The organism is Variovorax ureilyticus (assembly GCF_037889935.1).
Lineage (GTDB): Bacteria > Pseudomonadota > Gammaproteobacteria > Burkholderiales > Burkholderiaceae_C > Variovorax > Variovorax ureilyticus.
In genome coordinates this window covers 64,451-88,477 of record NZ_JBBKZU010000014.1, presented here as the reverse complement: position 1 = coordinate 88,477, position 24,027 = coordinate 64,451, and the positions used below count along the sequence as shown (strand labels likewise).

Sequence of the window (24,027 nt, the reverse complement as noted above, 5' to 3'; positions counted from 1 at the left end):
ACGGGTAGCAGGCACTGCCTCCCTGTCCTGGACGAGGTGCGTCGCAACGCACCCGATGGGTGCCCCTGCGCCCGACGCCTTCATAACGAACGACCACCACCACGAGGAGAAAAGCTTGAAAAGAACCCATCGAAAGAGTGCCGCGGCGCGGCAGGTCGCGCTGGCGGCCCTCGCGACTTTTTCGGGCGTGCACGCATCCGCCTTCGAGTTCGACACGGGCAACCCCGATCTGAGCGTGCGTTGGGATAACACCTTCAAGTACAGCGCCGGATGGAGGCTGAAGGACCAGGATCCTGCCCTGTTGCGAGGTCCGAACACCGACGATGGGGACAGGAACTTCAACAAGGGCCTCATCTCGAATCGCCTGGACGTCCTGACCGAACTCGATGCCGTGTACGCCAGGCGCTACGGATTTCGCTACAGCGCGGCCGGGTGGTACGACTCCGTCTACAACCACCCCAACGACAACCCGGGATTCGCCGGCGGTGCCTTTCCCAACCAGATCTCGGTGCCCTACAACGAGTTCACAGGCGCCACCCGGGACATTCACGGGCGCAAGGCCGAAACCCTCGATGCCTTCGCCTTCGCGGGCTTCGACCTCGGGAGCACCAGCGGGACGGTGCGCCTGGGCCAGCACAGCCTCGTGTGGGGCGAGAGTCTGTTCTTCGGTGGAAATGCCATTGCCGGCGGAATGAACTCGGTCGACGTGATCAAGCTCACTTCGGTCCCGAACACCCAGTTCAAGGAAGCCATCCGACCGATTCCGCAGTTGTCGGGACAGTTGCAGTTCACCCCCAATGTCTCGGTGGGCGCCTACTACCAGTTCAAGTGGCAGCCCAATCGCCTGCCGGCCGTGGGCAGCTATTTCTCCGGCATCGATACCAATCCCGAAGGCGGGGAACGCCTCCTGCTGGCGGGACCGGGAAGTCCTTTTGCCGCAAATGCGCTTCGTTTGCCTGACCAGCGCGCCGACGACAGCGGCCAGGGCGGCCTGCAGCTTCGACTTCGCTCCGACGAAACCGACTACGGCGTCTACCTGATCCGCTTCCACGAGAAGACGCAGCAGCAAGTCATCTCCGTCGGCCTCGTTCCCTCCGCTTTCGGAGGCGTGATTCCGGGGCCGTACGGCTATCGCCTCGTCTACCCCGAAGACATCACCGCGCTCGGTGCCAGCGCATCGCGCACCTTCGGCGATGTCAACGTCGCCATCGAGGGCTCGATTCGCCACAACCAGGATCTGGCGAGCACCAGCGGCGCAGTGGATGCGTCCTTCTTCGGCGGGCCGGCGAACAACAACAGCAGCAATCCGGCCTACGCGGTCGGTCGAACCGCGCACGTCAACCTGAACGCCATCTGGACGGTGCCTCGCACCGCGCTCTTCAACGAAGCGAGCTTCATGGGCGAAGTCGCCTGGAATCGCGTCCTGTCCGTCACGAAGAACCCTGGCGCGGTGGACGCGAACTCGACGCGCGACGCGGTCTCCATGCGCATGCAGTTCGAGCCGCAGTACCGGCAGGTTCTCTCGGGCTTGGATCTCGGTGTTCCGATGGGGGTCGGCTACACCCCGAACGGCTCGCGATCGCGCGCGTTGGGCATTGCCATGCCTCCGGACGGCGGCGGGGACCTCACCCTTGGCGTGAACGGCACTTATCTGGGGGTGTGGAAATTTACCGCCGCCTACACGCACTACTTCGGCTCCAAGGGCACCCTGCTGGACGCCAACAACAACTTCTCTTACCGACAGTACCTCAGCGACCGGGACTTCTTCGCGTTGTCCGTGAGCCGCACGTTCTGAGATCCGACATTCAGGAGACTTCGAAATGACGATGAAAACCACCAAGTACAGCGCGATCGTGCTTGCCGCGCTTGTTGCTTGCGGCGCTGCACACGCGGGCGTCAGCGCTGCGGAGGCCGCCAAGCTCAAGGGGGGCGAGCTGACGCCGCTCGGTGCCGAGAAAGCGGGCAATCAAGCGGGAACCATCCCGGCCTGGAATGGCGGCTTGACCACGCCGACACCGGGCTTCCAGAACGGAGGACGCCGGCCCGATCCCTTCGCATCCGAAAAGCCCACGCTCCAGATCACTGCGAAGAACATGGACCAGTATGCCGACAAGCTGACGGACGGCACGAAGGCCATGCTGAAGAAGTATCCGGACAGCTTCCGTATCGATGTCTATCCGACGCATCGGACCGCAGCCGCACCGCAGTGGGTCTACGACAACACGTTCCAGAACGCTACGCGCGCGTCCGTTCAGGAAACAGCTGCAGGGCCGATCACGAAGGGCGCGTACGGCGGGATTCCGTTCCCCATTCCCAAGAACGGGGACGAAGTCATGCTCAACACGCAAGTGCGTTGGCGGGGCTCCGCATGGAACCAGCAGAGCACCGGCTACCAGGTCACCACGGACGGAAGGCCGGTGCTCGTGCACCAGGTCAACGTGGACAACGTCGCCCCGTACTACTACCGCGATGGCAAGGCCGAGAACTTCGATGGGGCCTACTGGATGGTCCGAGTGAGCACTTCTGCCCCGGCCATTCGCGCGGGCGAGGCGATCCTCGGGCACCTGCTCATCGACGAGAGCAAGACTGCGACATGGGTGTATCTCACCGGCCAGAGGCGCGTGCGCAAGCTGCCCAATTCCTGCTGCGACACGCCCCACCCCACCTCCGCCGGCATCGTGACGTTCGACGAGATCGAGACGTTCGCAACCAGGCTGGAGCGCTACGACTGGAAGCTGGTCGGCAAGAAGGAGATGTACATCCCGTACAACTCAAACCGGATTCTTCTACCGGCCAAGGACACCGACGTGCTCGGGCCGAACCATCTCCAGCCTGATCACGTCCGCTGGGAACTGCATCGCGTGTGGGTCGTCGAGGCGGCATTGAAGCCAGGCCAGCGACATACCTCGCCGAAGAGTCGCTACTACGTGGATGAGGACAGTTGGTGGCCCGTGCTCGCGGATCGCTGGGACGCCAACGGACAACTCTGGCGCATGCCGTTCTCGATCCCGGTCGCGATGCCGGATCTCCCCGGCGTCGTCGGCACTGCCTGGGGGACCTACGACCTGCTCTCGGGCACCTACTTCGTCGCGGAGCTCATGAATTCCGCGAGGGAGCAGTACCGGCTGCTGCCAGATGGCTTGCCGGAGAAGCACTTTTCACCGGATGCACTGGCTGGCGACGGCGTGCGCTAGGCACGACGATCAATACGAACCGACTCGCAATTTAGGTAAATGAAAGGAATCCAGGCGTGACCACCGAAGCAACCATTGAACAGCGACCCGAGAAGCCTCGCACGCTACACCGGCCCGTGAGGCGTATCGTCACCGGCGAGAACGCGCAGGGCAAGTCCGTGTTCATCTCCGACGGGCCCACGCCCAACCACACCACGGACCCCGGCTCCCCTGTGGCCCAGGTGGTTTGGGTGTCCGGCGAGGCAGCCGCGGCCGGAGACGATCCCGCACCTGCGGGCAAGGCATTCGGCTTTCACTCCAAGGGAGGGTCCCTGCTGCGCGTCGTCGACTTTCCACCGGATGAGTCCTACGACACGAAGGAGTTGGCGCGCTTCCTGGACGACCACGGCGTGCGCGACAAGAGTGATGCGCGGCACTTCTGGTTTCACAAGACCGAGTCGCTGGACTACGCCATCGTCCTCGAAGGCGAGATCTACGCGATGATGGACGAGGGAGAGACGCTGATGCGTCCCGGGGACATCCTCATTCAACGCGCAACCAACCATAGCTGGTCGAATCGTTCAGGAAAGCCCTGCAGAATGGCCTTTGTCCTTCTCGATCTGGAACTGGGCGCCTGAAGGCAGAGCGGCCCGCTGCCGAAGCCGCCCGGTGCATCTTCAGCCAGCGGGCAGCAAGGTGCCGTCCACCAGCGCGTTGTAATCGGTGTCGGCCCCGGGCAGACCGACCCGGCGGCGCTGCTCGATCAGCAGCTTCACTCCCGCCACGTCCGGACGCAGCGTCGAAGGGGTGGCACGCAGCATCGCTTCAACGGCCGGCGGCGGAAAGCCGGCCTGGATCAGGGCCTCCCGCGCTGAACTGGGGTCGTTGCCCATCCGCTCGCGAGCGCCGTCGAGTCCGTCTAGCCAGGCCGTCAACGTCGGCCGCAGGCGCTCCAGCGAACCGGCACGTGCAACGAGACCCTGCCCGGGGAACGCCGGATAGCGTTCCTGCACGCTGGCGATTCGGCGAAGGCCTGCCTGCAGTGCCATGACGTCGAACGGCGGGCCGAGAAGCGTGGCATCGCCCTGCCCCGCAACCAATGCGTCGAAGCGCTCCTTGACGCCGCCCACGGGTTGCAGCGCGTAGTCATCGGGACCCACGCCTTCTTCGGCAAGCATGGCCCGCAAGGCCACGATGAAGCCGTTGCGGGGCGCATCGACGAGGATGGTGGAGCCGCGCAGCGCCTCGAGATCCCGGCGGCCCGGCTGGCCGACCAGCGTCAGCGGCGTCGTCTGCTCCATCTGGGCGACGATCCGGAAGTCACCGGGCCCTTGCCGCAGGTTCCAGTCCATCACGTTGTCCATGGCGGTCACCACCGCATCGACGCGGCCTGTGGCCAGGGCTTCGAACTGGGCATCGGACGAAGGGTTGCGCTCGGCGTGAAGCTCCACGCCCGGCGCCAGCCTCAGCGACTCCACGACGACCGCGATGGGGGATGGAACGAACCAGAGAACTCGAAGTGTGTGCATTCGGAAGAGGGGTAAAGGTGATGGAGTGCGGGTTTGTTCGATCTCGTCTCAGATGTCCAGCACGAGCTCGTCATCGAGCGCGCGAGAGATGCAAGGAATGATGGAGGCGTTGGCGGCTCTCTCTTGATCGCTCAAGACGAAGTCACGGTGATCGGCCCTGCCCGCGATCAACGGGATCTCACATGTACGGCACAAGCCCTCACGGCAGGAGCAAGGCAACGCGATCCCGTTGTCTTCCAGCGCCTGAAGGATCGAGCGCCCGGCCGGCACCATGAAAGTGCCGCCTTTGCGCTTGAGCGTGACACGGAACGCGCCATCTGCATTCGCGTTCGCGGGTGCGCCCTCGGCCGAGAAGCGCTCGAAGTGCACGGCTTTCGCGGGATGTTCCGCGGCGGAGGCGGCGGCCCCCACTGCGTTCATCAGAGGTGCAGGGCCGCAGCAGTAGATGTGCGCGGTGCGCGAGACCGATCGAACAAAGCCAGAGACGTCGGCGGGGCCACCCTGCTCCTCGTCGACATGCAACTGCACCCGGGCATGATGCTCGGCCAGCCGCCAGAGATAAGCCGCACGCGCACGCGTGCGCACGCAATAGAGAAGCCGCCATCGCTCCTCCTTGGCCCTGCATGCCTCGATCATGCTCATGATCGGGGTGATGCCGATGCCTCCGGCGACGAAGACGTGCTCGTCAGCCTCAGCGTTCAGGCTGAAAAGAGAGCGTGGCGTGCTGATTCGCATCTGATCACCAGCGCGCAACCGCTCGTGCACGTGGCGCGAGCCGCCGCGCGATTCATGCGCCAGGCCCACGCCGAGACAGTACCTCCCCTCCTCGGTCGGAGCATTGGTGATGGAGTACTGCCGGCACAAGCCGCCCGGCAAGTGCAAGTCGACGTGCGAACCGGCCGTGAAGGCGGGAAGCGTTCCATCCGCAACAGCACGCAATTCGATACCGAGCACCCCCTCTGCCTCATGCGTGAGGCGGGACACAACCACATCCAACATGGTCATGCAGGCTGTCGCTGTACTGTGATCAGCTGTGCGGCCTCACCCGACGTCGCGGCTGCCGTCTCCGCCGCTTCCTGTTCGAGCCGTCGTGCCACGACCCATCGGAACTGAGACAGCGCCGCGTCCATCGCAAACGGGGTCATCTTGAATTCGGGGTCCAGCGAGAGATTCCTGTGCTGCGCCGTGATGATAGCCCGGTCTTCCTCGAACGCGGTCACGATGTTCTGGTGGATGGACTTCGTCACTGCCGGCTCGTCGATCGAGAAGTTGTGCGGATGCGAGAAGAAGTAGTGCGTGGAGTTCTCCGTCTCGGGCGTGATCGCCTGGCAACCGCGAAACTCCACTGCATCGACACGCCGACCTTCCGGGGCCCCGGTCCCCGCCGGCGCGTTGCCCGAGTCCATGAGAAGGATGGCCGGGATCGTGAAGTTGTAGATGTTCCAGCGATCAACCTTCCCGGTCCAGTCCTTGACCGCCTTCACGAATGGAGGCGGCTCGGTGTTCAACGCCCAGCGCGTGATCCGCACGCCGTCCTCGAGTCGCTCGACCTTCGGTGGGTGCTCGGCATAGTCCGCGCTGCCACCCAAAGTCGTTGGATGCACGAACGGCAGATGCGAGAAGTCCAGCAGGTTGTCGCAGATCAGGAGGTAGTTGACGTCGTAATGGATATAGCCGTCCAGACCGCGCCAGTCAGGATGGTCGAGCCATGGCGTTTTCGGGATCAGCGTCGGATCAGCCTTTGCGGGATCACCCATCCAGATCCAGATCCAGCGGTGCTGCTCGACCACGGGATAGGTCCGGACCTTCGCCTGAGGCGGGATCCGGGTCTGTGCAGGCGCCTCGATGCACTGGCCGGCAGCGTCGAACTTGAGACCGTGGTACATGCAGCGCACGCAGTCTCCTTCGCGCCTACCGACCGAAAGAGGTGCGCCTCGGTGGCAGCACCGGTCGGCCATGGCAACCAATTTGCCGTCGGCCGTGCGATACATGAGGATGGGCACGCCGATGATCGTGCGCGCGAAAAGTCCGTCGGTGGTGACTTCGTGGTCCCAGGCGGCGACGTACCAGGTGTTCTTGATAAACATTGCGTGTCTCCTGCAGTGCAGCACTTGCGCACTCGCATGATAACGATACGATCAGGCTCGCAATGAGTCAATCTCATGTTGCTCATACCGGCAATGAGGGATGTTCATTCCCAAAGACCCTGGAAGCCTTTCGCCATGAGCAACCCAACGCGCCTCGGACAACTGGATCTGAATCTGCTCACCCTCTTCGACGCGCTGCTGCGAGAGCAGAGCGTGACGCGCGCGGCCGAAGCCGTGGGCGTCACTCAAAGCGCCGTGAGCCATGCCTTGAACCGGTTGCGCGATTTCTTCGACGACCCCTTGTTCGTCAAGGCGCCCGAAGGAATGGTCCCCACCCGCAAGGCGGAGGCGCTGAAGCCCGCGGTCGTCGACATCGTGGCCGCCATCAGGCAGCGCATCCTGTCCGAGGCGGCATTCGATCCGGCCACTTCGCACCGGATCTTCACGCTCTGCATGACGGACATGGGCGAACTCGTCTTCCTGCCGCCCTTGCTCAATCAGTTCAGGGCGCTCGCTCCCCGTTGCCGGGTACGGACGCTGCAGGTTCCGTCGGAGCAGATCGAAGGCCTTCTGTCCTCCGGCGAGGCCGACCTCGCGCTCGGCTCCATTCGCACCGCGCCCGAGGGGCTGTATCGCCAGCGCCTGTTCATGCACTTGCTCGTCACCATCGTGAGCGCTCGCAACCGGCAAGTCGGGGAACAGCTGACCCTCCAGCAGTTCGAGCAGATGCCTCATGTGGCGGTGTCGCTCGCCGGCCGCCCCGGGGACGCATACGACAGCGCGCTGGAGGAGCAAGGCATCAAGCGCACGATCTTCCTGGCCACGCCGCATTTCCTGACGGTGCCCCTGCTGCTGGAGCAGCAGCCGGACTTGATCGCGACGGTGCCGCTCGAATTGGCCAACGTCTTTCAACGCTACGGCACGGTTCGCGTCGTGCAGCCGCCCGTCGAACTCGCGCCCTACGCGCTCAACCAGCATTGGCATCCACGCTTTCACCACGATCCCGCAGTGGTGTGGATTCGCGAACTCGTCAAGAAAACCTTCGAGGGCTACCCCGACCACGCGGCGAGAAAGGGTGAGGCACAGCTGCGGCAGGACGTCAGGAGGTGAGTTCGAGCTTGATGCCCGAGCGCTTGACCACCGGAATCCACTTCGAGCGCTCCGACTGGATATAGGCCGTAAACTCCGCTGGCGTGCTTCCGACCGGCTCGCCACCGTAGTCGCGATACCGTTCGGCCACTTCCGGTTTGCGAGCCATGGTTGCGCAGGCCGATGCCAGCTTCTCGAGAACCGGCTTGGGCGTGCCGACGGGCGCGAGCAGGCCGAACCAGGTCGACGCGTCGTAGTCGGCAATGCCGAGTTCCTGGAACGTGGGCACGTTCGGCAGGAGCGGGTGGCGGCTCGTGCCGGTGACGGCCAGCGCCTTCAGCTTTCCAGCCCGAATGTTGCTCATGGAGGCCGCAAGCGCATCGAACATCACCTGCGTCTCGCCACCTAGAAGCGCGGTGTATGGACTGGTCGTGTTGTAGGGAACGAACTTGTACGTCGTCCCTGTCAGCGCGCCGAACCATTCGCCCAGCAGGTGCTGGAAGGTCCCGATCCCGACCGTCCCCGCATTGATCGATCCTGGCTTGGCCTTGGCCAGGGCGATGAGCTCGGTGACGTTCGACGCCGGCAGGCTCGGGTGCGCGACCGCCACGCTGCGAAGCGTCGTGAGCTGGCTGATCGCATCGAAGTCCGTGGGCTTGTAGGGGAGGTGCGTGTACAGCTCGGACATGTAGCAGAGCGAGCTGGGAATCCCCATCAGGAGGGTGTAGCCATCGGGCGCGGCTTTCGCGGCCAACGAGGTCCCGATCGTCGTGGCCCCACCGGGACGGTTGTCCACGATGACGCTCTGGCCGAGGATGCCGGTCAGGCCCGCGGCCCAGAACCGGGTGTCGGCGTCCAATCCCGATCCGGGCGGGTTCGCAACGATGATGCGAATCGGCTTGGTGGGATAGTCCTGGGCGAACGCACTCTGGCCCAGCCCCGTCATCAATATGGAAGCGCCAGCACCCAGCGCCCGTCTTCTAGTGATCGCCATGACATCGTCTCCACTTGCGGAATCCACCTTCAACGAATCCCACTCTAGATACGATACTATACGATCCGTCTTGCAATAGGCCTATAGTAAGCCCCAATGGTGGCTGGTATCGCCGATCGAATCGCCTACCCCGGATTGCAACCACTGGTTTGGGCGTTGTCGACCATTCGCTCGAGCAAGCCGCGAAGTTCCCCAACCTCCGAGTCGTCGAAACCGCGAAGCAGTTCCGCCTGAATCCGCTGCAGTTCGGGGGCGAGGCCCCTGGGGGATTCCCTTCCGCGTTCCGTCAGCATGGCATTGACAACCCGACGGTCGGCTGGTGCCCGAACGCGTTGGCACAGACCCTGGCGCACCAGTCGATCGATCATTCGCGTGATGCCCGCAGGGTCGGTCTCGCAGAGTCTGGCCAGCTCGACGATCTGGAGCGGCCCGCGCAGATTCAGATAGTGCAGGAGGCGCCACTGCGTACCAGTGGGCCCGCCCGCCTGCCGCAGACGCGCGTCGAGCGTCGTGCGGGAGAGCGAGAGAATGCGCCGGATCAGATAGGCAAAGCTATCGTCGATCCGATAGTCCGATGCGTTGCTGATCGAGATTGACGAGCCGTTCAAGATAAAAAACCTTCGCTGTGATGGTTCCGCGCAGCGGTTGAGAGCGGACCACAGGGCCACGATTTTGCCGCTAGCGTGCGGGCAATCATCCGCATCCGCAGTCAACCGCGCGACGCTAACTTCGTGCTGCCTCGCCATGAAATTCCAGGAAAGCCTTCACCGCAGGTAGCTTGGCATGCCGAGGTGGATATACGACGAAATGCACTTTGACAGGATCGCGCCTGAGCCCATCAACGTGACCGAAGTGCTGAAGGCCGGGTAGCTCCTCGCTGATGGTGGATGCCGGCATGCGCGAAATGCTCGTCGAGAACTACGCGGAGCCTGCTCTGCCGGCGGACGTCCTGCGTGGCTCCTATCGCTTCGGCCGCTACAGCCCGGCGGCTGCGAAGCAGAAGGGGATCACCGCCATCTCGCCCGCGAAGGCCGGGCGTAGGCTTTGCAGTTTGAAATGGTGGCTGCCACCGGGTGGCTGGTGCCGTCCTGGTGGTGAAGACCCTCGCCGCCCAGCGTGGTGCGGCCCGAGGGGGCGCCAAGCAGAACGCCACGGTCGCGCTGGTCTGCTGCGGCCCAGATCGCGTCGCCCACTCGCTGGAAGCCGAACATCGAGTAGTAGATGTATAAGGGCAGCAACGCCAGCCCGTGCACGCTGTAGCTGGTCGCAGCGGCCGTCCAACTCGCGATCGCGCCGGCCTCGCTGATGCCTTCTTCCAGGATCTGCCATTCGGCCCCCTGCTTGCGACTCGCCGACTGGTTACCAGGAGCATTAACTTCTTGCGGCTTCTGCGTGGATCCATGCCAGGAAAGCTTCGACGGATGGACGCTTGCCGTGCCGTGGTGGATAGACGGCAAAGTGCGCCTTGACCTTCACGGCTTGATCGAGACCGAACACGGGTTTAAGTTTGCGCTCGGCAATATGCCTTGCGGCAATGGTCGTGCTTTCAAGCGCAACACCGAGTCCTTGCGTGGCTGCGTCGAGCGACATCTGGGCCCGATCGAAGCGCACGGGAAACCAGTCCGGCGCCCGAATGTCGCTGAACTGTGCGAACCAGTCCGACCATTGCACCACGCTGACATTGCTCTGAATCAACTTCAGGGTCGAAAGTTGATCTATGCGCTTCAGGCCATGCTGTCGGATGAAGGCAGGACTGGCGAGCGGCACGATCAGCTCTTCGAACAGCGGTTCCACCACGAGGTCGGGCCAATTGGGTATCCCGTAGCGAATGTCGATGTCGGACTGGCCGAGCGCGAAATCGCTCGGCGTATGCGCCGCAGAAAGGTTGAGCGAAATGTCTGGGTGGGCCTGAGCAAAGCCCCGCAGGCGCGACATCAGCCATAGGCTGGCGATGCTGGGTGCCGAGTGCACATACAGGCTATTCCTTACTCCCTGGCGAAGGTCCTCAGTCGCCGAAGCGATGGCCGAAAGCGCACCACCGACTTTCGACAGGTAGAGATCGCCCGCAGCGCTCAGTCGCACGCCATGGGCGCTGCGCTCGAACAGTCTTACGCCGAGATCCGCTTCCAGTCGCGAGATCTGGTGGCTGATGGCAGAAGCTGTGAGATGCAATTCCGATGCCGCAAAGGCAAAGCTCTTCCTGCGTGCGACGGCTTCGAAGGCCTGAAGGTTGGTCACGGACGGTAGCGTTGGCATAGGGTCTACCCGGTCTTCAAATGACAAAGCATCATCTTAGGCTGAAAACATATCGCTTGTCGTCATTCAGGCTTTTGAAGACCATTGACCCCATCGCAGCAGATCACCCTCGCGCTGCGGCGGTCACAGGCAAGAAGGGGCATGCCCCGGCCGCATCACATTCGCACCCCTCTGGAGACACATCGATGCTACTCAAGGACAAAGTTGTCGTTATCACCGGCGGCGCCGGCCTCAACGGCCTCGGCTTCGCCACCGCACGCCTGATGGCAGCCCACGGAGCCCGGGTTGCGGTTCTCGACCTGGAGCGCGCCGACCCTGCCGCAGCGGCAGCTCAACTGGGGTCCGGCCATCTCGGGCTCGTCGCCGACGTGACCGACAAAGTTTCTTGCGAAACTGCCGCCGCGGCGGTGCTGAAGTCATTCGGGCGCATCGACGCACTGGTCAACAACGCCGGCATCACGCAGCCGGTCAAGACGCTCGAGATCAGCGGTGCGGACTACGACCGCATCCTTGATGTCAGCCTTCGCGGCACCCTGTACATGTCGCAGGCTGTTCTGCCCACCATGCAAAAGCAAGGCAGCGGTTCAGTGGTCTGCATTTCATCGGTATCGGCACAGCGCGGCGGCGGCATCCTCGGTGGTCCGCACTACTCGGCAGCAAAGGCCGGCGTGCTCGGCCTCGCGCGCGCCATGGCGCGGGAGTTCGGTCCCGAAGGCATCCGCATCAACAGCATCACGCCCGGCCTGATCGGCACCGACATCATCAAGGGCAAGCTCACCGAAGAGAAGAAGGCCGAGATCGCCGAAACCATTCCTCTCGCCCGCTTAGGCCGTGCCGAGGACATCGCCGGCGCCTGCGTGTTCCTCGCCAGCGACCTCTCGCTTTATTGCACGGGCATCACGCTCGACGTCAATGGCGGCATGTTGATTCACTGAAGCCGGCGCTTCTCATTCACTACATAACCAGGAGACAGACATGACCGGGCACAAGCTCACCCCCACGCTCAACCGCCGGCAGCTGCTGGCCGCAGGTGCGGCATTGCCGCTGTTCTCGATCGTCACGCGCCGCGCGGACGCCGCCGAGTTCGAACTCAAGTACGCGACCGGTCAGGACCCGACCCACCCGGTCAACCTGCGCGCGAAGGAAGCGCACGATCGCATTCGAGAAGCGACCTCGGGCCGGGTCAACATCAAGCTCTTCCCCGCCAATCAACTCGGCAGCGACACGGATCTGCTGGCGCAGGTGCGCAACGGCTCCGTCGAGTTCTTCAACCTGTCGTCGCTTGTCCTGTCGACCTTCGTGCCCGTCTCTGGCATCACGAGCGTCGGCTTCGCCTTCAAGAACTATGACGATGTCTGGAAGGCGATGGATGGCGATCTTGGCAACTACATCCGCGCCGAGATCGCGAAGACGCCGATCTTCACGGTCTCGAAGATCTGGGACAACGGCTTCCGCCAGATCACTTCGTCGACGCGCGAGATCAAGACCGCGGCCGACCTGAAGGGATTCAAGATCCGGGTGCCGGCCGCGCCGCCGCTGACCTCGCTGTTCAAGGCGCTCGAAGCCGCGCCGTCGCCGATCAACTTCAACGAGGTCTACACGGCATTGCAGACGAAGGTGGTCGAGGGCCAGGAGAACCCGCTCGCCATCATCGCGACCGCGCGGCTCTACGAGGTCCAGAAGACCTGCAGCATGACGGGCCACGTCTGGGACGGCTACTGGGTGCTCGGCAACAAGCGCGCCTTCGACAAGCTGCCCGCCGATGTCCAGCAGGTCATCAAGCGGGAGCTCGACAAGTCCGCGACGGACCAACGCGCCGACGTGGCCAAGCTGAGCACCAGCCTCGTGGCCGATCTCAAGGCCAAGGGCATCACCTTCGTCGACGCCCAGCAGGACGACTTCCGCAAGAAGCTCGCAAGCACCGGCTTCTACGGCGAGTGGAAGTCGAAGTACGGCGCCGCCCCCTGGGACCTGCTGGAAAAGGTCTCCGGCAAGCTCGGCTGACGCTGCCACTCGCCCGCCCTTCGGCCTCCGGGGCGAGCGGGACATTCCTCGATTGTTTTGCGACAGGTGCGCCGCGTCACTGCGGAGGCCGGCGGCCGCCTGTCGCCCGAAAGAAAACCATGCACATCTCTACTGAAGAGCCCGGCGCCGCCGGGACCATGGATCCCCCGGGCCGCGCGTCGCCGATCGCCTGGCTCGAGACGCTGAACAAGGCCCTGGCCACGCTGGTCGAAGTTCCGGCCGCCCTGCTGGTGCTGGCCGAAGTGGTCGTGCTGCTGATGGGGGTGACGAGCCGGTACGTCCTGCACGAGCCTCTGGTGTGGTCGGACGAACTGGCATCGATCCTGTTCCTCTGGCTCGCCATGCTGGGCTCGATCGTTGCGCTCCAGCGCGGCGAGCACATGCGGATGACGGCGATCGTCGGCAAGCTCGACGCGCGCCGCCGCGCCTTCCTGGACCTGGTCGCGATCGCCGCGGCCGTCGCGTTCCTGGCATTCATCCTCCATCCGTCCTACGAGTTCGCGCAGGACGAGGTCTTCGTCACGACGCCCGCCATGGGCATCCCGAACTCGTGGCGGGCCGCCGCCCTGCCCATCGGCCTCGGATTGATGCTGCTGGTCGCCGTGATGCAGATCTTTCGCCTCGGCCGCATGAAGGATGCGTTGCTGGCCTTGGGCCTCGTCGGCCTCGTCATCGGCGCGCTGGCGCTGGCCGGTCCGCTGTTCATGTCGCTTGGCAACTGGAATCTCTTCCTGTTCTTCGTACTCGGCGTCGGCGCCATGGTGCTCCTGGGGCTGCCGATCGCGTTCTCCTTCGGGCTCGCGACCTTCGGCTACATCGCGCTGACCACCACCACGCCGACGGTCGTGGTCGTGGGCCGCATGGACGAGGGCATGAGCCACCTGATCCTGCTGGCCGTGCCGCTCTTCGTGCTGCTGGGCCTGCTCATCGAGATGACCGGCATCGCACGCGCCATGGTCAACTTCCTGGCCAGCCTGCTGGGGCACGTGCGCGGTGGACTGTCGTACGTACTGATCGGTGCGATGTACCTGGTGTCGGGCATCTCGGGTTCCAAGGCGGCGGACATGGCCGCCGTCGCACCGGCGCTCTTCCCCGAGATGCGCAAGCGGGGCGCGAAGCCGGGGGACCTCGTGGCATTGCTTTCCGCAACGGGCGCGCAGACCGAGACGATCCCGCCCTCGCTGGTGCTGATCACGATCGGCTCCGCGACCGGCGTATCGATCGCAGCCCTCTTCACCGGGGGCCTGATGCCGGGTGTCGTGGTCGGCGTGACCCTGGCCGCACTCGTGTGGTGGCGCTACCGGCGCGAGGACCTGTCGGGCGTCCGCAAGGCCAGCGGCCGCGAGATCGCCAAATCCTTCCTGATCTCGATCCCCGCGCTTGCGCTTCCCGTCGTCATCCGCGCCGCGGTGGTCGAGGGCGTCGCGACAGCGACGGAGGTGTCCACCATCGGCATCCTGTACGCGGTGGTGGCGGGACTTCTCGTCTACCGGCAATTCGACTGGAAGCGGGTCTATCCGATGCTGGTCAGTACCGCGTCGCTGTCGGGATCGATCCTGTTCATCATCGGCGCCGCCACCGGCATGGCCTGGGCACTGACGCAGTCGGGATTCTCGACAGCCCTGGCCGACGCGATGAAGGCGCTGCCGGGCGGTGCTGTCACCTTCATGGCGGTCTCGGTGGTTGCTTTCATCATCCTCGGCTCCGTGCTCGAAGGCATCCCCGCCATCGTGCTGCTGGGTCCGCTGCTGTTCCCCATCGCGCGCCAGGTCGGTATCCACGAAGTGCACTACGCGATGGTCGTGACCCTCGCCATGGGCATCGGCCTCTTCGCGCCGCCATTCGGGGTCGGCTACTACGCGGCCTGCGCGATCAGCCGCATCCATCCGAACGAAGGCATGAAGCCCATCGTGGGCTACATGGTCGCGCTGTTCCTAGGAACGGTCCTCGTGGCCGCCGTCCCGTGGATCTCGATCGGGTTCCTCTGATTTTTCGCCACTCACACTTTCAGGAGATCTTCATGTCCGACTTATCGACGCTTCAACAGAGCGCCTACCGCATTCGCCGCTACGCACTGCGCATGGGCGAAGTCCAGGGGCAGGGCTATATCGGCCAGGCGCTCGGCTGGGCCGACGTCCTCGCCGTGGCCTACAAGCACGCGATGGCCTACGAGCCCGCGGATCCCCAATGGGAAGGCCGCGACCGCTTCCTGCTGTCGCACGGCCACTACGCCATCGCCTTCTATGCGGCGCTGATCGAGGCCGGCATCGTCCCCGAAGAGGAACTCGAAACCTACGGCAGCGACGACAGCCGGCTGCCGATGTCCGGAATGGCCACCTACACGCCCGGCATGGAGATGTCCGGCGGCTCGCTCGGGCAGGGGCTGTCCATCGCGGTCGGCATGGCGCTGGGCCTTCGGCTGAAGAACAGCCACGCCGTCGTCTACAACTCGATGTCGGACGGCGAACTGGACGAGGGCTCGACCTGGGAAGCCGCGATGGGCGCCGCCCACCACCGGCTGTCGAACCTGATCTGCCTGGTCGACATCAACAACCAGCAGGCGGACGGCCCCTCCGGAAAGATCATGGGCTTCGAGCCGCTCGCCGACAAATGGGCCGCGTTCGGCTGGCACGTCCAGCGCGTGAACGGCAACGACCTGCCGGCCGTCGTCGCGGCCTTCGATGCCGCGCGTGCGCTCGCGGAAGACAAACCCCGCGTCATCCTCTTCGACACCCTGATGGGCAAGGGCGTGCCCTTCCTCGAGACCCGCGACAAGAACCACTTCATTCGCGTCGATCCTCCCGAATGGCAGCAGGCGATCGCCCATGTCGACAGCACCCAGACCGAAGGAGCCCTGTGATGAACGCCACCACCGAAAAGAAGCCGAGGCTCACCACCTCCGCGATGATTGCCTCCATTGCCAGCGAGGGCCAGCGTGTCACGGCGGCGCCGTTCGGCAAGGCCATGGTCGAGCTCGGCCGCAACCGGCCGGAGGTCGTCGGGATGACGGCCGATCTCGCCAAGTACACCGACCTGCACCTGTTCGCCAGGGAATATCCCGAACGCTTCTTCCAGATGGGCATGGCCGAGCAGTTGCTGATGGCGGCTGCGGGCGGCATGGCCAAGGAGGGGTTCATCCCCTTCGCGACCACGTATGCGGTGTTCGGCACCCGCCGGGCCTATGACTTCGTGCATCAGGTGATCGCCGAGGAGAACCTCAACGTCAAGATCTGTTGCGCGCTGCCCGGACTGACCACCGGCTATGGCCCGAGCCACCAGGCCACCGAGGACCTGGCCTTGATGCGAAGCATCCCGGGCCTGACCATCATCGACCCGTGCGACGCGCTCGACGTCGAACAGGCGGTGCCGCAGATGGCCGAACACGCAGGCCCGGTCTACATGCGACTGCCGCGCGGCAACGTGCCGCTCGTGCTGGACGAGTACGACTACAAGTTCGAGCTCGGCAAGGCCAAGCTGATCCGCGACGGAAAGAGCGTGCTCGTGATCTCCAGCGGCTTCATGACCATGCGCTCGCTGGAAGTGGCGCAGCAACTGCAGGGCGACGGCGTCGACGTCGCCGTGCTGCACGTCCCGACGATCAAGCCTCTGGACGAAGCGACGATCCTCGCGGAGGTCCGGAGATCGGGGCGGCTGGTCGTGGTCGCGGAGAACCACTCCGTGATCGGCGGCCTTGGCGAGGCGGTCGCGAGCCTCCTGATGCGCTCGGGCGTTGCGACGACGTTCCGCCAGATCGGCCTTCCAGATGCTTTTCTGGACGCCGGCGCGCTGCCGACCTTGCATGAACGCTACGGCATATCGACGGCGGCGATGAGTCAGCAGATCAAGGGCTGGATCTAAGGAGCCGAATGGCGGAATAACCACGTTCACGTGGTTCTTCCGTCGACATCAGTCAGTTTGTCGGACGTCTCTGCGTGACCTCGCCATGAGGCTTCCGGCCATATAAAAGGATCCCCATGTTCATAGGCGTGCCGGCCGAAACTGCGCCAGGCGAAACCCGAGTGGCCGTCACGGCGGAAACCGCGAAGAAACTGGTGGCGCAGGGCCATACCGTGCGAGTGCAGTCGGGAGCGGGCACCGTTGCCAGCGTCACCGATGCGGCCTACCAGGCAGCGGGCGCGGAGATCACCGATGCCGAGGGCGCCTTCGGCTGCGAGATCGTGCTGAAGGTGCGCTCGCCCTCCGAAGCCGAGCTGGCGCTGATGAAGCCGGCTGCCGTGCTGGTGGGCATGCTCAACCCCTTCGATGCCGAGGGCCTGCAGCGCCTGGCCACGGCCGGCCTCACCTCCTTCGCACTCGAAGCCGCCCCGCGCACCACGCGCGCGCAGAGCATGGACGTCTTGTCCTCGCAGGCCAACATCGCCGGCTACAAGGCCGTCATGATGGCCGCCGACAAGTACCAGCGCTTCTTCCCGATGTTGATGACGGCCGCCGGCACCGTGAAGGCCGCGCGGGTCGTGATTCTGGGCGTCGGTGTTGCCGGATTGCAGGCGATCGCCACGGCCAAGCGCCTCGGAGCTGTCATCGAAGCCTCCGACGTGCGCCCCTCGGTCAAGGAGCAGGTCGAGTCGCTGGGCGCCAAGTTCATCGACGTGCCCTATGAAACCGCCGAGGAGAAGGAAGCCGCAGAAGGCGTCGGCGGCTATGCGCGCCCGATGCCCCAGAGCTGGCTCGATCGCCAGAAGGTGGAAGTGGCCAAGCGCGTGGCGCTGGCCGACGTGGTCATCAGCACGGCCCTCATCCCCGGGCGCGCCGCACCGACCCTCATCACCGAGGACATGGTCAAGGCCATGAAGCCGGGCTCGGTGATCGTGGACATCGCCGCCGGCAAGGGCCCTGTCAATCCCGATGGTGGCGTGGGCGGCAACTGCCCGCTCTCGGAAGCCGACAAGACCGTCATCAAGCACGGCGTGACCCTCATCGGCGAAACGAACCTGCCGGCGCTCGTGGCGGCGGATGCCTCCTCGCTCTACGCGCGCAACGTGCTCGATTTCCTCAAGCTCGTGCTGCCCAAGGAAGGCGGGATCAAGATCGACCTCGAGGACGACATCGTCGCCGCCTGCCGCATGACGCAGGACGGCCAGGTCACGAAGAAGTAGACGACATCGACGATCAAGAACCCCGAGGAGAAGAAAAGCCATGGATCCCGTATCCCACACCGTCATCAACCTCATCATCTTCGTGCTGGCCATCTACGTGGGCTACCACGTCGTGTGGACCGTCACGCCGGCGCTGCACACGCCGCTGATGGCCGTCACCAACGCGATTTCCGCCATCGTCATCGTGGGCGCCATGCTCGCTGCGGCGCTCACCGAAACGGCGCTCGGCAAGACCATGGGCGTGCTCGCGGTGGCGCTCGCCGCGGTGAACGTCTTCGGCGGCTTCCTGGTGACCCGGCGCATGCTGGAGATGTTCAAGAAGAAGGACAAGAAGGCACCTGCTGCCAAGGCGGAGGGCCACTGACATGTCCATGAACGTCGTCACGCTGCTGTACCTCGTTGCCAGCGTCTGCTTCATCCAGGCCCTGAAGGGCCTGTCCCACCCCACCACCTCCATCCGCGGCAACATCTTCGGCATGGTCGGCATGGCGATCGCCATCCTGACCACGGCAGCCCTGATCGTGCAGCTCTCGGGCGGCAAGGCCCTCGGCATGGCCTGGGTGCTGCTGGGGCTGGTGGTGGGCGGCGGCTACGGTGCGTATCGCGCCAGGACCGTCGAGATGACGCAGATGCCCGAACTCGTCGCCTTCTTCCACAGCATGATCGGCCTGGCGGCCGTGTTCATCGCGGTGGCGGCGGTGGTGGAGCCCTGGGCCTTCGGCATCACGCCGCTGCCGGTGCCGGCGGCCGTGGGCGTGCAGACGCCCGAGGGCGCCGCGATCATCGACGGGTTCCTGCGCTATGCGATTCCGGCGGGCAACCGGCTGGAGTTGTTCCTGGGCGCGGCCATCGGCGCGATCACCTTCAGCGGCTCGGTCATCGCCTTCGGCAAGCTCTCGGGCAAGTACAAGTTCCGCCTCTTCCAGGGCGCGCCCGTGCAGTTCAAGGGCCAGCACATGGTGAACCTCGTGCTGGGCCTCGTAACCATCGCGCTGGGCCTCCTCTACATGGCCACCGAGAGCTGGCTCGCCTTCGGCCTGATGGTGGTCCTGGCCTTCGTGATGGGGGTGCTCATCATCATCCCGATCGGCGGGGCGGACATGCCGGTGGTGGTGTCGATGCTCAACAGCTACTCGGGCTGGGCGGCGGCGGGCATCGGCTTCAGCCTGAACAACGCGATGCTGATTGTGGCGGGGTCTCTGGTGGGCTCCTCGGGTGCGATCCTCTCGTACATCATGTGCAAGGCGATGAACCGCTCGTTCTTCAGCGTGATCCTGGGCGGCTTCGGCGGCGAGGCGGCCGCGGCCAGCGGCGGCGCCAAGGAGCAGCGCCCGGTCAAGAGCGGCAGCGCCGACGACGCGGCCTTCATGCTGTCCAACGCGGACACGGTGATCATCGTGCCGGGCTACGGCCTCGCGGTGGCCCGGGCGCAGCACGCGGTCAACGAGCTCGCGGAGAAGCTCACGCACAAGGGCGTGACGGTGAAGTACGCGATCCACCCGGTGGCCGGGCGCATGCCGGGGCACATGAACGTGCTGCTCGCCGAAGCCGAAGTGCCCTACGACCAGGTCTTCGAGATGGAAGACATCAACGGCGAGTTCGGCCAGGCGGACGTGGCGATCATCCTGGGCGCCAACGACGTGGTGAACCCGGCCGCGCTGCAGAAGGGCACGCCGATCTACGGCATGCCGATCCTGGAGGCCTACAAGGCCAAGACGGTGATCGTGAACAAGCGCTCGATGGCCGCGGGCTACGCGGGGCTGGACAACGAGCTGTTCTACATGGACAAGACCATGATGGTCTTCGGGGATGCCAAGAAGGTCGTGGAGGACATGGCAAAGGCCATCGAGTAGGCACGGGTCAGGCTTTCAGCTTAGGGGCCACCCCCCGGCATTTGCTGAAGCGGAGCACTTCGCCACATAGCAGACCCTCGGCCCCAAGGCCGCGCCACTGTCTGCAGAGGCCACATGACCCTGGCGCGCTGAGTCAGTGCGGCAACAGAGCGCGCCGGGCGGCTGCGACGAGTTGCCTGGTCAAGCCATCAAGAAGCGCTGAGGCGGCACGGGCATGCTGCCAGTGCAGGGCGACGTCCAGCGGCGTTTTCGGCACCAACTCGACGAGCGACCCGTCTTTCAAGTGCGGCGCAATCAAGGCCTGCGGGTGCAGGCCCCACCCCATGCCGGACAAGGTTGCCGTGACGAACGCCTGGGAGGACGGAAGGATGTGCCGCGGTAGTTCCACATGCCGATGGCAAAGGCGCTGTGCCCACTGGGTTTGCAGCTCATCCTTCGCGTTGAACGCGAGGCTCGGTGCGCAGGCCAGACTTCCCGCTCCGACGCCGTCAGCAAAATGACGGGCCATGAATTGCGGACTGGCAACAGGCAAATAGCGCATCGACCCCAATGGTCGACTGTTGCATCCGGCGGCGGCACGGCTACTGCCGGTGACGGCACCCAGCACCGCGCCGCTGCGCAGCCATTCGGCGGTGTGGTCTTGGTCATCTACCGAAATCTCCATGAGAACCGGCGCTGATGCCGCGAACTGGGCGACGGCCGGAGCAAACCATGTCGCCAGACTGTCGGCATTGACCGCGACAGGAAGAGGCACCCGTGCAATCCCCTCGGGCGCCAGCGTTGGAACGGCTCCTTCGAGTTCTTGCTCCAGAAGGCGGACCCGATCGACATGCTGGCATAGGCGACGGCCCGTCTCCGTAGCGCGGCACGGCTGGTCACGCACTACCAGCGCGCAACCGATACGCTCCTCCAACAGCCGAATGCGCTGTGAGATGGCCGATGGCGTTACGTTCAGCGCGCGGGCCGCGCGCTCGAAGCTTCCTTCTCGTACGACTGCGGAAAGTGCGGATAGCGCCGAATAGTCTAACATGCCGTAAGTGTCCCTAAATCGGCCTTAGAAAAGTTAGTTTCCTTCATCGCCACGCGCAAGCAAGCTTCGCTCATGGTGAACTTTTCAGACTCCGCTTCACTTGCGCTTCCGGTATTCATGCAGGGCTTGGCCCTGAGTTTTGGGCTCATCGGTTCCGACATGCTCGCGACGCAGCCCCTGGCGTAACACGAAGGCGTTCTGAGCGCCTATTGCAATGTTGTTCTGCGCGGTGCTAGACGGGGCGCTGATTGCCGCGGGTGTCCTGGGCATGGCGCAGGCCTTGAGTGGGCGTCCGGGGCTTGCACGCGCGCTGGCGCTGGCTGGCGCCGTTTTCCTGGCGGCGTATGGGGTCCGGGCGCTGCGCCGAGCACGCACACCCCAGCACCTGCGGGCAGCGGAAGGGAATGCGGTCCTCGGCCGGGGGGCGGCTGTGGCGCAGGCGGCAGCCTTCACGCTGCTCAATCCGCATGTCTACCTGGACACCGTGCTTCTGGTGGGCAGCATTGGGGCTCAGCAGCCCGGCGTGCTGCGCGGGTGGTTCGTCGCCGGCGCGAGCATGGCCAGCATGCTTTGGTTCGGACTTCTTGGCTATGGCGCGCGCTGGCTCGCACCCTGGTTTGCTCGCCCGCGAGCCTGGCAGATGCTGGACGGTCTGATTGGGCTGACCATGATGATGTTGGCTGCGATTTTGGCAGGTCGCGTCGTCACGGGCTTCTGACGTCGTAGTTCAGCTTCTCTTCTGTGGAATGACATGCCATGGCATCGGTAATCAATCATCCAGCGTTCAATGCTCGTCCAAACGTTGGGCAGTTCGCGAAAGATGGCGAGTGGGAAGCGGCGTGGGGGTTCGCTGTCGCCTCAGCTCCGTCATTCGAAGACGTTTGCAACTACCTCGACGGGGCGACAGAGGTTGCATTCGAGCATTCTTTGATGCAGCATTTTCGCATACGGTTGTGCGGCACAACGCAAGACACAGCACGACGTGCGTTTGAATGCGTGGCTGCCTAAACTTGACCCGCTGGGGCGCGATGTTCTGTTTGCGGAGGTCGGCGCCGTCAACGCATGGCGTTCAGCGGGGCCATCAGAGTTGACCGACTGTCCGACTTCTCGGAGCGCTTCGATGCGTTGTGGCAGTTGCTCTGCGCGAGCCCAGTCGGGAAGGATGTTGCACACAGAAAGGCAATCAAGTTCGCCTACGACATGCCGCCCCCGCACTGGTTCACGCTGCCGGTCGGCACGTCGGTTGCGCCGTTTGAACTTGATTCGGATGCACTATTGCAAGCCGCCCAAGTGTGGACTCGCCATGAAATAGCTAGCACCCGTGTCCTTTGGACCGCTTCGGAGCAAGTTGTCCGACCGCTTAGGGCACGAACCCGCCCATCCACCCTGCCCTCCCGAAGGACGCTTCACGCTGCACAACGGAATCTCCAGCTCGGCCTTTCGATAGCAATTCCGGGACCACTGCAGTCCTAGAGTTCCTGCAACTGCAACGGCTGATCTCTGGCATCAAGCAGCAGTCATGCAGATTCACGCCTCTGCCTGCGCCGGAGTGCCGGTCGAGTCGAGGCCCACTGATCGCCCGCCATATCAGAGCAAGGCATCGCATCGATCGCGCCGCTCTAGGCAAGATGGCGAAACCTCTCGTCATTCTGACGATCTTATGCACCGTCTCGTCAATGTGGTCCGTAGATTCTGCCAGCACCTCACCCTACATTTCTTCTCAGGCATCGAATCGCTTCAAGGAGAAACGAATGGCAAATCATCCCTGGAAAAACGTACTGGTACTCGGTGCTGGAAAAGTCGGCGCAACGGTTGCCGACATGGTGGCCGAGTACCATGGTCTGCCGGTCACGCTGGGCGATGCAAAGCCCGAGGTTCCGATGCGTGCGGATCCACTTGTCAAACGGATTCTGCTGAATGTAGAGGATGAAGCGCAGCTCGGCGGCATCATCGCAGAGCACTCCGTCGTCATCAACGCCCTGCCTTACTTCCTTGCTGCTCGCGTGGCAACGGCCGCTGCCAAGCAAGGGGTCCACTATTTCGACCTCACCGAGGATGTTGCTGCTACACGAGCAATCCGCGAGCTTGGTAAGGATGCAGAGTCCACACTCATGCCGCAAAGCGGCTTAGCGCCCGGCGTGATCGGAATGCTCGGCGGCGATCTCGCGAATCGCTTCGACGAGCTGTACGACCTTCGCCTGCGGGTGGGTGCATTGACGCGCAACGCAACCAACAGTCTGCGCTACAACTTCACGTGGAGCATCGACGGCGTCATCAACGAATACTGCAACCCTTGCGACGCAATCGTGAATGGGGAGTTGGTCTCGGTCCAGCCCATGGAGGGTCATGAGACCTTCACGCTGGACGCGGAATCGTTCGAAGCCTTCAATACTTCGGGTGGTCTTGGCACTCTTTGCGAGACGCTCAAGGGCAAGGTACGCAACCTCGACTACAAGACGATCCGCTACCCGGGCCATCGTGACGCGATGAACTTTCTTCTGCACGACCTGCGGCTGATCGAGCGACGCGAGCTGCTCAGGGACGTCCTGGAGCATGCCGTTCCGCACAGCCGCGAAGATGTCGTCATTCTTTTCGCTTCCGCATCGGGGATGCGCGATGGCCGGTTCGAGCAACAAACGCGAGTTGCGCGTGTGTTCGGGTCGCGGCTGCGCGGCAGAGCGCGCACGGCCATCGAGCTCACCACGGCGGCAGGGGTGGTCGGCGTGTTCGAACTCCTGAAGCAAGGCAAGTTGCCACAGCGCGGATTCGTTGGGCAGGAGCAGGTGTCGCTCACCGATTTCCTGGAGACCAAGGTCGGCCACTACTACCGCAGCCTCGCCGTGTCGGCCGAACGCGAGCAGGCACTGGCCTGAG

The 24,027-nt window shown here is 64.1% G+C and carries 20 protein-coding genes and 2 pseudogenes; 14 read left to right on the top strand and 8 right to left on the bottom strand.

What is annotated here, in order from left to right:
• The first annotated feature begins 115 nt into the window (after positions 1 to 115).
• Genes WKW77_RS26665 through WKW77_RS26655 form a run of 3 tightly spaced genes read left to right on the top strand, consistent with a single transcriptional unit; the run spans position 116 to position 3,811 of the window.
• On the top strand, positions 116 to 1,795 hold the full coding sequence (locus WKW77_RS26665) for a DUF1302 domain-containing protein (RefSeq protein ID WP_340359912.1): 1,680 nt from the start codon (positions 116 to 118) through the stop codon (positions 1,793 to 1,795).
• A 25-nt stretch (positions 1,796 to 1,820) separates the two neighbouring features.
• Complete coding sequence (locus WKW77_RS26660) at positions 1,821 to 3,194, top strand: DUF1329 domain-containing protein (RefSeq protein WP_340359911.1); 1,374 nt, start codon at positions 1,821 to 1,823, stop codon at positions 3,192 to 3,194.
• 56 nt (positions 3,195 to 3,250) lie between these two features.
• A complete protein-coding gene (locus WKW77_RS26655) occupies positions 3,251 to 3,811 on the top strand; it encodes a cupin domain-containing protein (protein WP_340359910.1) in 561 nt (186 codons plus the stop codon).
• 39 nt (positions 3,812 to 3,850) lie between these two features.
• Here the strand turns inward: WKW77_RS26655 and WKW77_RS26650 are convergent, their stop codons facing one another.
• Genes WKW77_RS26650 through WKW77_RS26640 form a run of 3 tightly spaced genes read right to left on the bottom strand, consistent with a single transcriptional unit; the run spans position 3,851 to position 6,789 of the window.
• Complete coding sequence (locus WKW77_RS26650; RefSeq protein ID WP_340359909.1) at positions 3,851 to 4,702, bottom strand: ABC transporter substrate-binding protein; 852 nt, start codon at positions 4,700 to 4,702, stop codon at positions 3,851 to 3,853.
• A gap of 48 nt (positions 4,703 to 4,750) precedes the next feature.
• Positions 4,751 to 5,707, bottom strand: a complete 957-nt coding sequence (locus tag WKW77_RS26645; protein WP_340359908.1) for a PDR/VanB family oxidoreductase — start codon at positions 5,705 to 5,707, stop codon at positions 4,751 to 4,753.
• On the bottom strand, positions 5,704 to 6,789 hold the full coding sequence (locus WKW77_RS26640) for an aromatic ring-hydroxylating dioxygenase subunit alpha (RefSeq protein WP_340359907.1): 1,086 nt from the start codon (positions 6,787 to 6,789) through the stop codon (positions 5,704 to 5,706). The genes WKW77_RS26645 and WKW77_RS26640 overlap by 4 nt, the downstream gene beginning before the upstream one ends.
• Positions 6,790 to 6,924: 135 nt before the next feature.
• Between WKW77_RS26640 and WKW77_RS26635 the strand changes: the two genes are divergently transcribed.
• On the top strand, positions 6,925 to 7,899 hold the full coding sequence (locus WKW77_RS26635) for a LysR family transcriptional regulator (RefSeq protein ID WP_340359906.1): 975 nt from the start codon (positions 6,925 to 6,927) through the stop codon (positions 7,897 to 7,899).
• Here WKW77_RS26635 and WKW77_RS26630 read toward each other — a convergent pair.
• The 4 genes and pseudogenes from WKW77_RS26630 to WKW77_RS26615 all read right to left on the bottom strand — a co-directional run bounded on the left by WKW77_RS26630 (position 7,889) and on the right by WKW77_RS26615 (position 11,128).
• The gene (locus tag WKW77_RS26630; protein WP_340359905.1) at positions 7,889 to 8,872 is read right to left on the bottom strand and encodes a Bug family tripartite tricarboxylate transporter substrate binding protein; all 984 of its coding nucleotides are present in this window, start codon (positions 8,870 to 8,872) and stop codon (positions 7,889 to 7,891) included. The genes WKW77_RS26635 and WKW77_RS26630 overlap by 11 nt on opposite strands.
• 125 nt (positions 8,873 to 8,997) lie before the next feature.
• The gene (locus tag WKW77_RS26625; protein WP_340359904.1) at positions 8,998 to 9,480 is read right to left on the bottom strand and encodes a MarR family winged helix-turn-helix transcriptional regulator; all 483 of its coding nucleotides are present in this window, start codon (positions 9,478 to 9,480) and stop codon (positions 8,998 to 9,000) included.
• A 390-nt stretch (positions 9,481 to 9,870) separates the two neighbouring features.
• Positions 9,871 to 10,200: pseudogene (locus WKW77_RS26620) on the bottom strand (pyruvate dehydrogenase (acetyl-transferring), homodimeric type); the annotation flags it as partial.
• A gap of 43 nt (positions 10,201 to 10,243) precedes the next feature.
• Positions 10,244 to 11,128 carry a LysR substrate-binding domain-containing protein gene (locus WKW77_RS26615; protein WP_340359903.1) on the bottom strand — a complete coding sequence of 295 codons (885 nt, stop codon included), beginning with the start codon at positions 11,126 to 11,128 and terminating at the stop codon, positions 10,244 to 10,246.
• Positions 11,129 to 11,313: 185 nt separating this feature from the next.
• Here WKW77_RS26615 and WKW77_RS26610 point away from each other — a divergent pair, with 185 nt between their 5' ends.
• From WKW77_RS26610 to WKW77_RS26575, 8 genes are all read left to right on the top strand, one after another.
• Positions 11,314 to 12,063 (top strand): SDR family NAD(P)-dependent oxidoreductase, encoded by a 750-nt coding sequence (locus WKW77_RS26610; protein ID WP_340359902.1) that lies wholly within the window; start codon positions 11,314 to 11,316, stop codon positions 12,061 to 12,063.
• 40 nt (positions 12,064 to 12,103) lie between these two features.
• Complete coding sequence (locus WKW77_RS26605; protein ID WP_340359901.1) at positions 12,104 to 13,132, top strand: TRAP transporter substrate-binding protein; 1,029 nt, start codon at positions 12,104 to 12,106, stop codon at positions 13,130 to 13,132.
• Between the two features lie 119 nt (positions 13,133 to 13,251).
• Positions 13,252 to 15,141 (top strand): TRAP transporter large permease, encoded by a 1,890-nt coding sequence (locus tag WKW77_RS26600; RefSeq protein WP_340359900.1) that lies wholly within the window; start codon positions 13,252 to 13,254, stop codon positions 15,139 to 15,141.
• 32 nt (positions 15,142 to 15,173) lie between these two features.
• Entirely contained in the window at positions 15,174 to 16,013 is an 840-nt protein-coding gene (locus WKW77_RS26595) for a transketolase (RefSeq protein ID WP_340359899.1), read from the top strand.
• Positions 16,013 to 17,011, top strand: a complete 999-nt coding sequence (locus WKW77_RS26590) for a transketolase family protein (RefSeq protein WP_340359898.1) — start codon at positions 16,013 to 16,015, stop codon at positions 17,009 to 17,011. Before WKW77_RS26595 ends, WKW77_RS26590 begins: the two co-directional genes overlap by 1 nt.
• 116 nt (positions 17,012 to 17,127) lie before the next feature.
• A complete protein-coding gene (locus WKW77_RS26585) occupies positions 17,128 to 18,270 on the top strand; it encodes a Re/Si-specific NAD(P)(+) transhydrogenase subunit alpha (protein ID WP_340359897.1) in 1,143 nt (380 codons plus the stop codon).
• Positions 18,271 to 18,310: 40 nt separating this feature from the next.
• Positions 18,311 to 18,634, top strand: coding sequence for an NAD(P) transhydrogenase subunit alpha part 2 (locus tag WKW77_RS26580; protein WP_340359896.1), 324 nt, complete (start codon positions 18,311 to 18,313; stop codon positions 18,632 to 18,634).
• A 1-nt stretch (position 18,635) separates the two neighbouring features.
• Positions 18,636 to 20,123, top strand: a complete 1,488-nt coding sequence (locus WKW77_RS26575) for an NAD(P)(+) transhydrogenase (Re/Si-specific) subunit beta (protein ID WP_340359895.1) — start codon at positions 18,636 to 18,638, stop codon at positions 20,121 to 20,123.
• Between the two features lie 133 nt (positions 20,124 to 20,256).
• Here the strand turns inward: WKW77_RS26575 and WKW77_RS26570 are convergent, their stop codons facing one another.
• A complete protein-coding gene (locus WKW77_RS26570; RefSeq protein WP_340359894.1) occupies positions 20,257 to 21,153 on the bottom strand; it encodes a LysR family transcriptional regulator ArgP in 897 nt (298 codons plus the stop codon).
• A 72-nt stretch (positions 21,154 to 21,225) separates the two neighbouring features.
• On the opposite strand from WKW77_RS26570, the pseudogene WKW77_RS26560 reads away from it, so the two are divergent.
• Positions 21,226 to 21,871 (top strand): annotated as a pseudogene (locus WKW77_RS26560) (LysE/ArgO family amino acid transporter).
• Between the two features lie 1,033 nt (positions 21,872 to 22,904).
• Positions 22,905 to 24,026 (top strand): saccharopine dehydrogenase family protein, encoded by a 1,122-nt coding sequence (locus WKW77_RS26555; RefSeq protein WP_340359892.1) that lies wholly within the window; start codon positions 22,905 to 22,907, stop codon positions 24,024 to 24,026.
• Position 24,027 lies beyond the last annotated feature (1 nt).

Bases quoted from the DNA above. Each gene is read 5' to 3' on its own strand.
- WKW77_RS26660 (WP_340359911.1), top strand. From the start codon at position 1,821: ATGACGATGAAAACCACCAAGTACAGCGCGATCGTGCTTGCCGCGCTT.
- WKW77_RS26650 (WP_340359909.1), bottom strand. From the start codon at position 4,702: ATGCACACACTTCGAGTTCTCTGGTTCGTTCCATCCCCCATCGCGGTC.
- WKW77_RS26645 (WP_340359908.1), bottom strand. From the start codon at position 5,707: ATGACCATGTTGGATGTGGTTGTGTCCCGCCTCACGCATGAGGCAGAG.
- WKW77_RS26640 (WP_340359907.1), bottom strand. From the start codon at position 6,789: ATGTTTATCAAGAACACCTGGTACGTCGCCGCCTGGGACCACGAAGTC.
- WKW77_RS26635 (WP_340359906.1), top strand. From the start codon at position 6,925: ATGAGCAACCCAACGCGCCTCGGACAACTGGATCTGAATCTGCTCACC.
- WKW77_RS26630 (WP_340359905.1), bottom strand. From the start codon at position 8,872: ATGGCGATCACTAGAAGACGGGCGCTGGGTGCTGGCGCTTCCATATTG.
- WKW77_RS26615 (WP_340359903.1), bottom strand. From the start codon at position 11,128: ATGCCAACGCTACCGTCCGTGACCAACCTTCAGGCCTTCGAAGCCGTC.
- WKW77_RS26610 (WP_340359902.1), top strand. From the start codon at position 11,314: ATGCTACTCAAGGACAAAGTTGTCGTTATCACCGGCGGCGCCGGCCTC.
- WKW77_RS26605 (WP_340359901.1), top strand. From the start codon at position 12,104: ATGACCGGGCACAAGCTCACCCCCACGCTCAACCGCCGGCAGCTGCTG.
- WKW77_RS26600 (WP_340359900.1), top strand. From the start codon at position 13,252: ATGCACATCTCTACTGAAGAGCCCGGCGCCGCCGGGACCATGGATCCC.
- WKW77_RS26595 (WP_340359899.1), top strand. From the start codon at position 15,174: ATGTCCGACTTATCGACGCTTCAACAGAGCGCCTACCGCATTCGCCGC.
- WKW77_RS26590 (WP_340359898.1), top strand. From the start codon at position 16,013: ATGAACGCCACCACCGAAAAGAAGCCGAGGCTCACCACCTCCGCGATG.
- WKW77_RS26585 (WP_340359897.1), top strand. From the start codon at position 17,128: ATGTTCATAGGCGTGCCGGCCGAAACTGCGCCAGGCGAAACCCGAGTG.
- WKW77_RS26580 (WP_340359896.1), top strand. From the start codon at position 18,311: ATGGATCCCGTATCCCACACCGTCATCAACCTCATCATCTTCGTGCTG.
- WKW77_RS26575 (WP_340359895.1), top strand. From the start codon at position 18,636: ATGTCCATGAACGTCGTCACGCTGCTGTACCTCGTTGCCAGCGTCTGC.
- WKW77_RS26570 (WP_340359894.1), bottom strand. From the start codon at position 21,153: ATGTTAGACTATTCGGCGCTATCCGCACTTTCCGCAGTCGTACGAGAA.
- WKW77_RS26555 (WP_340359892.1), top strand. From the start codon at position 22,905: ATGGCAAATCATCCCTGGAAAAACGTACTGGTACTCGGTGCTGGAAAA.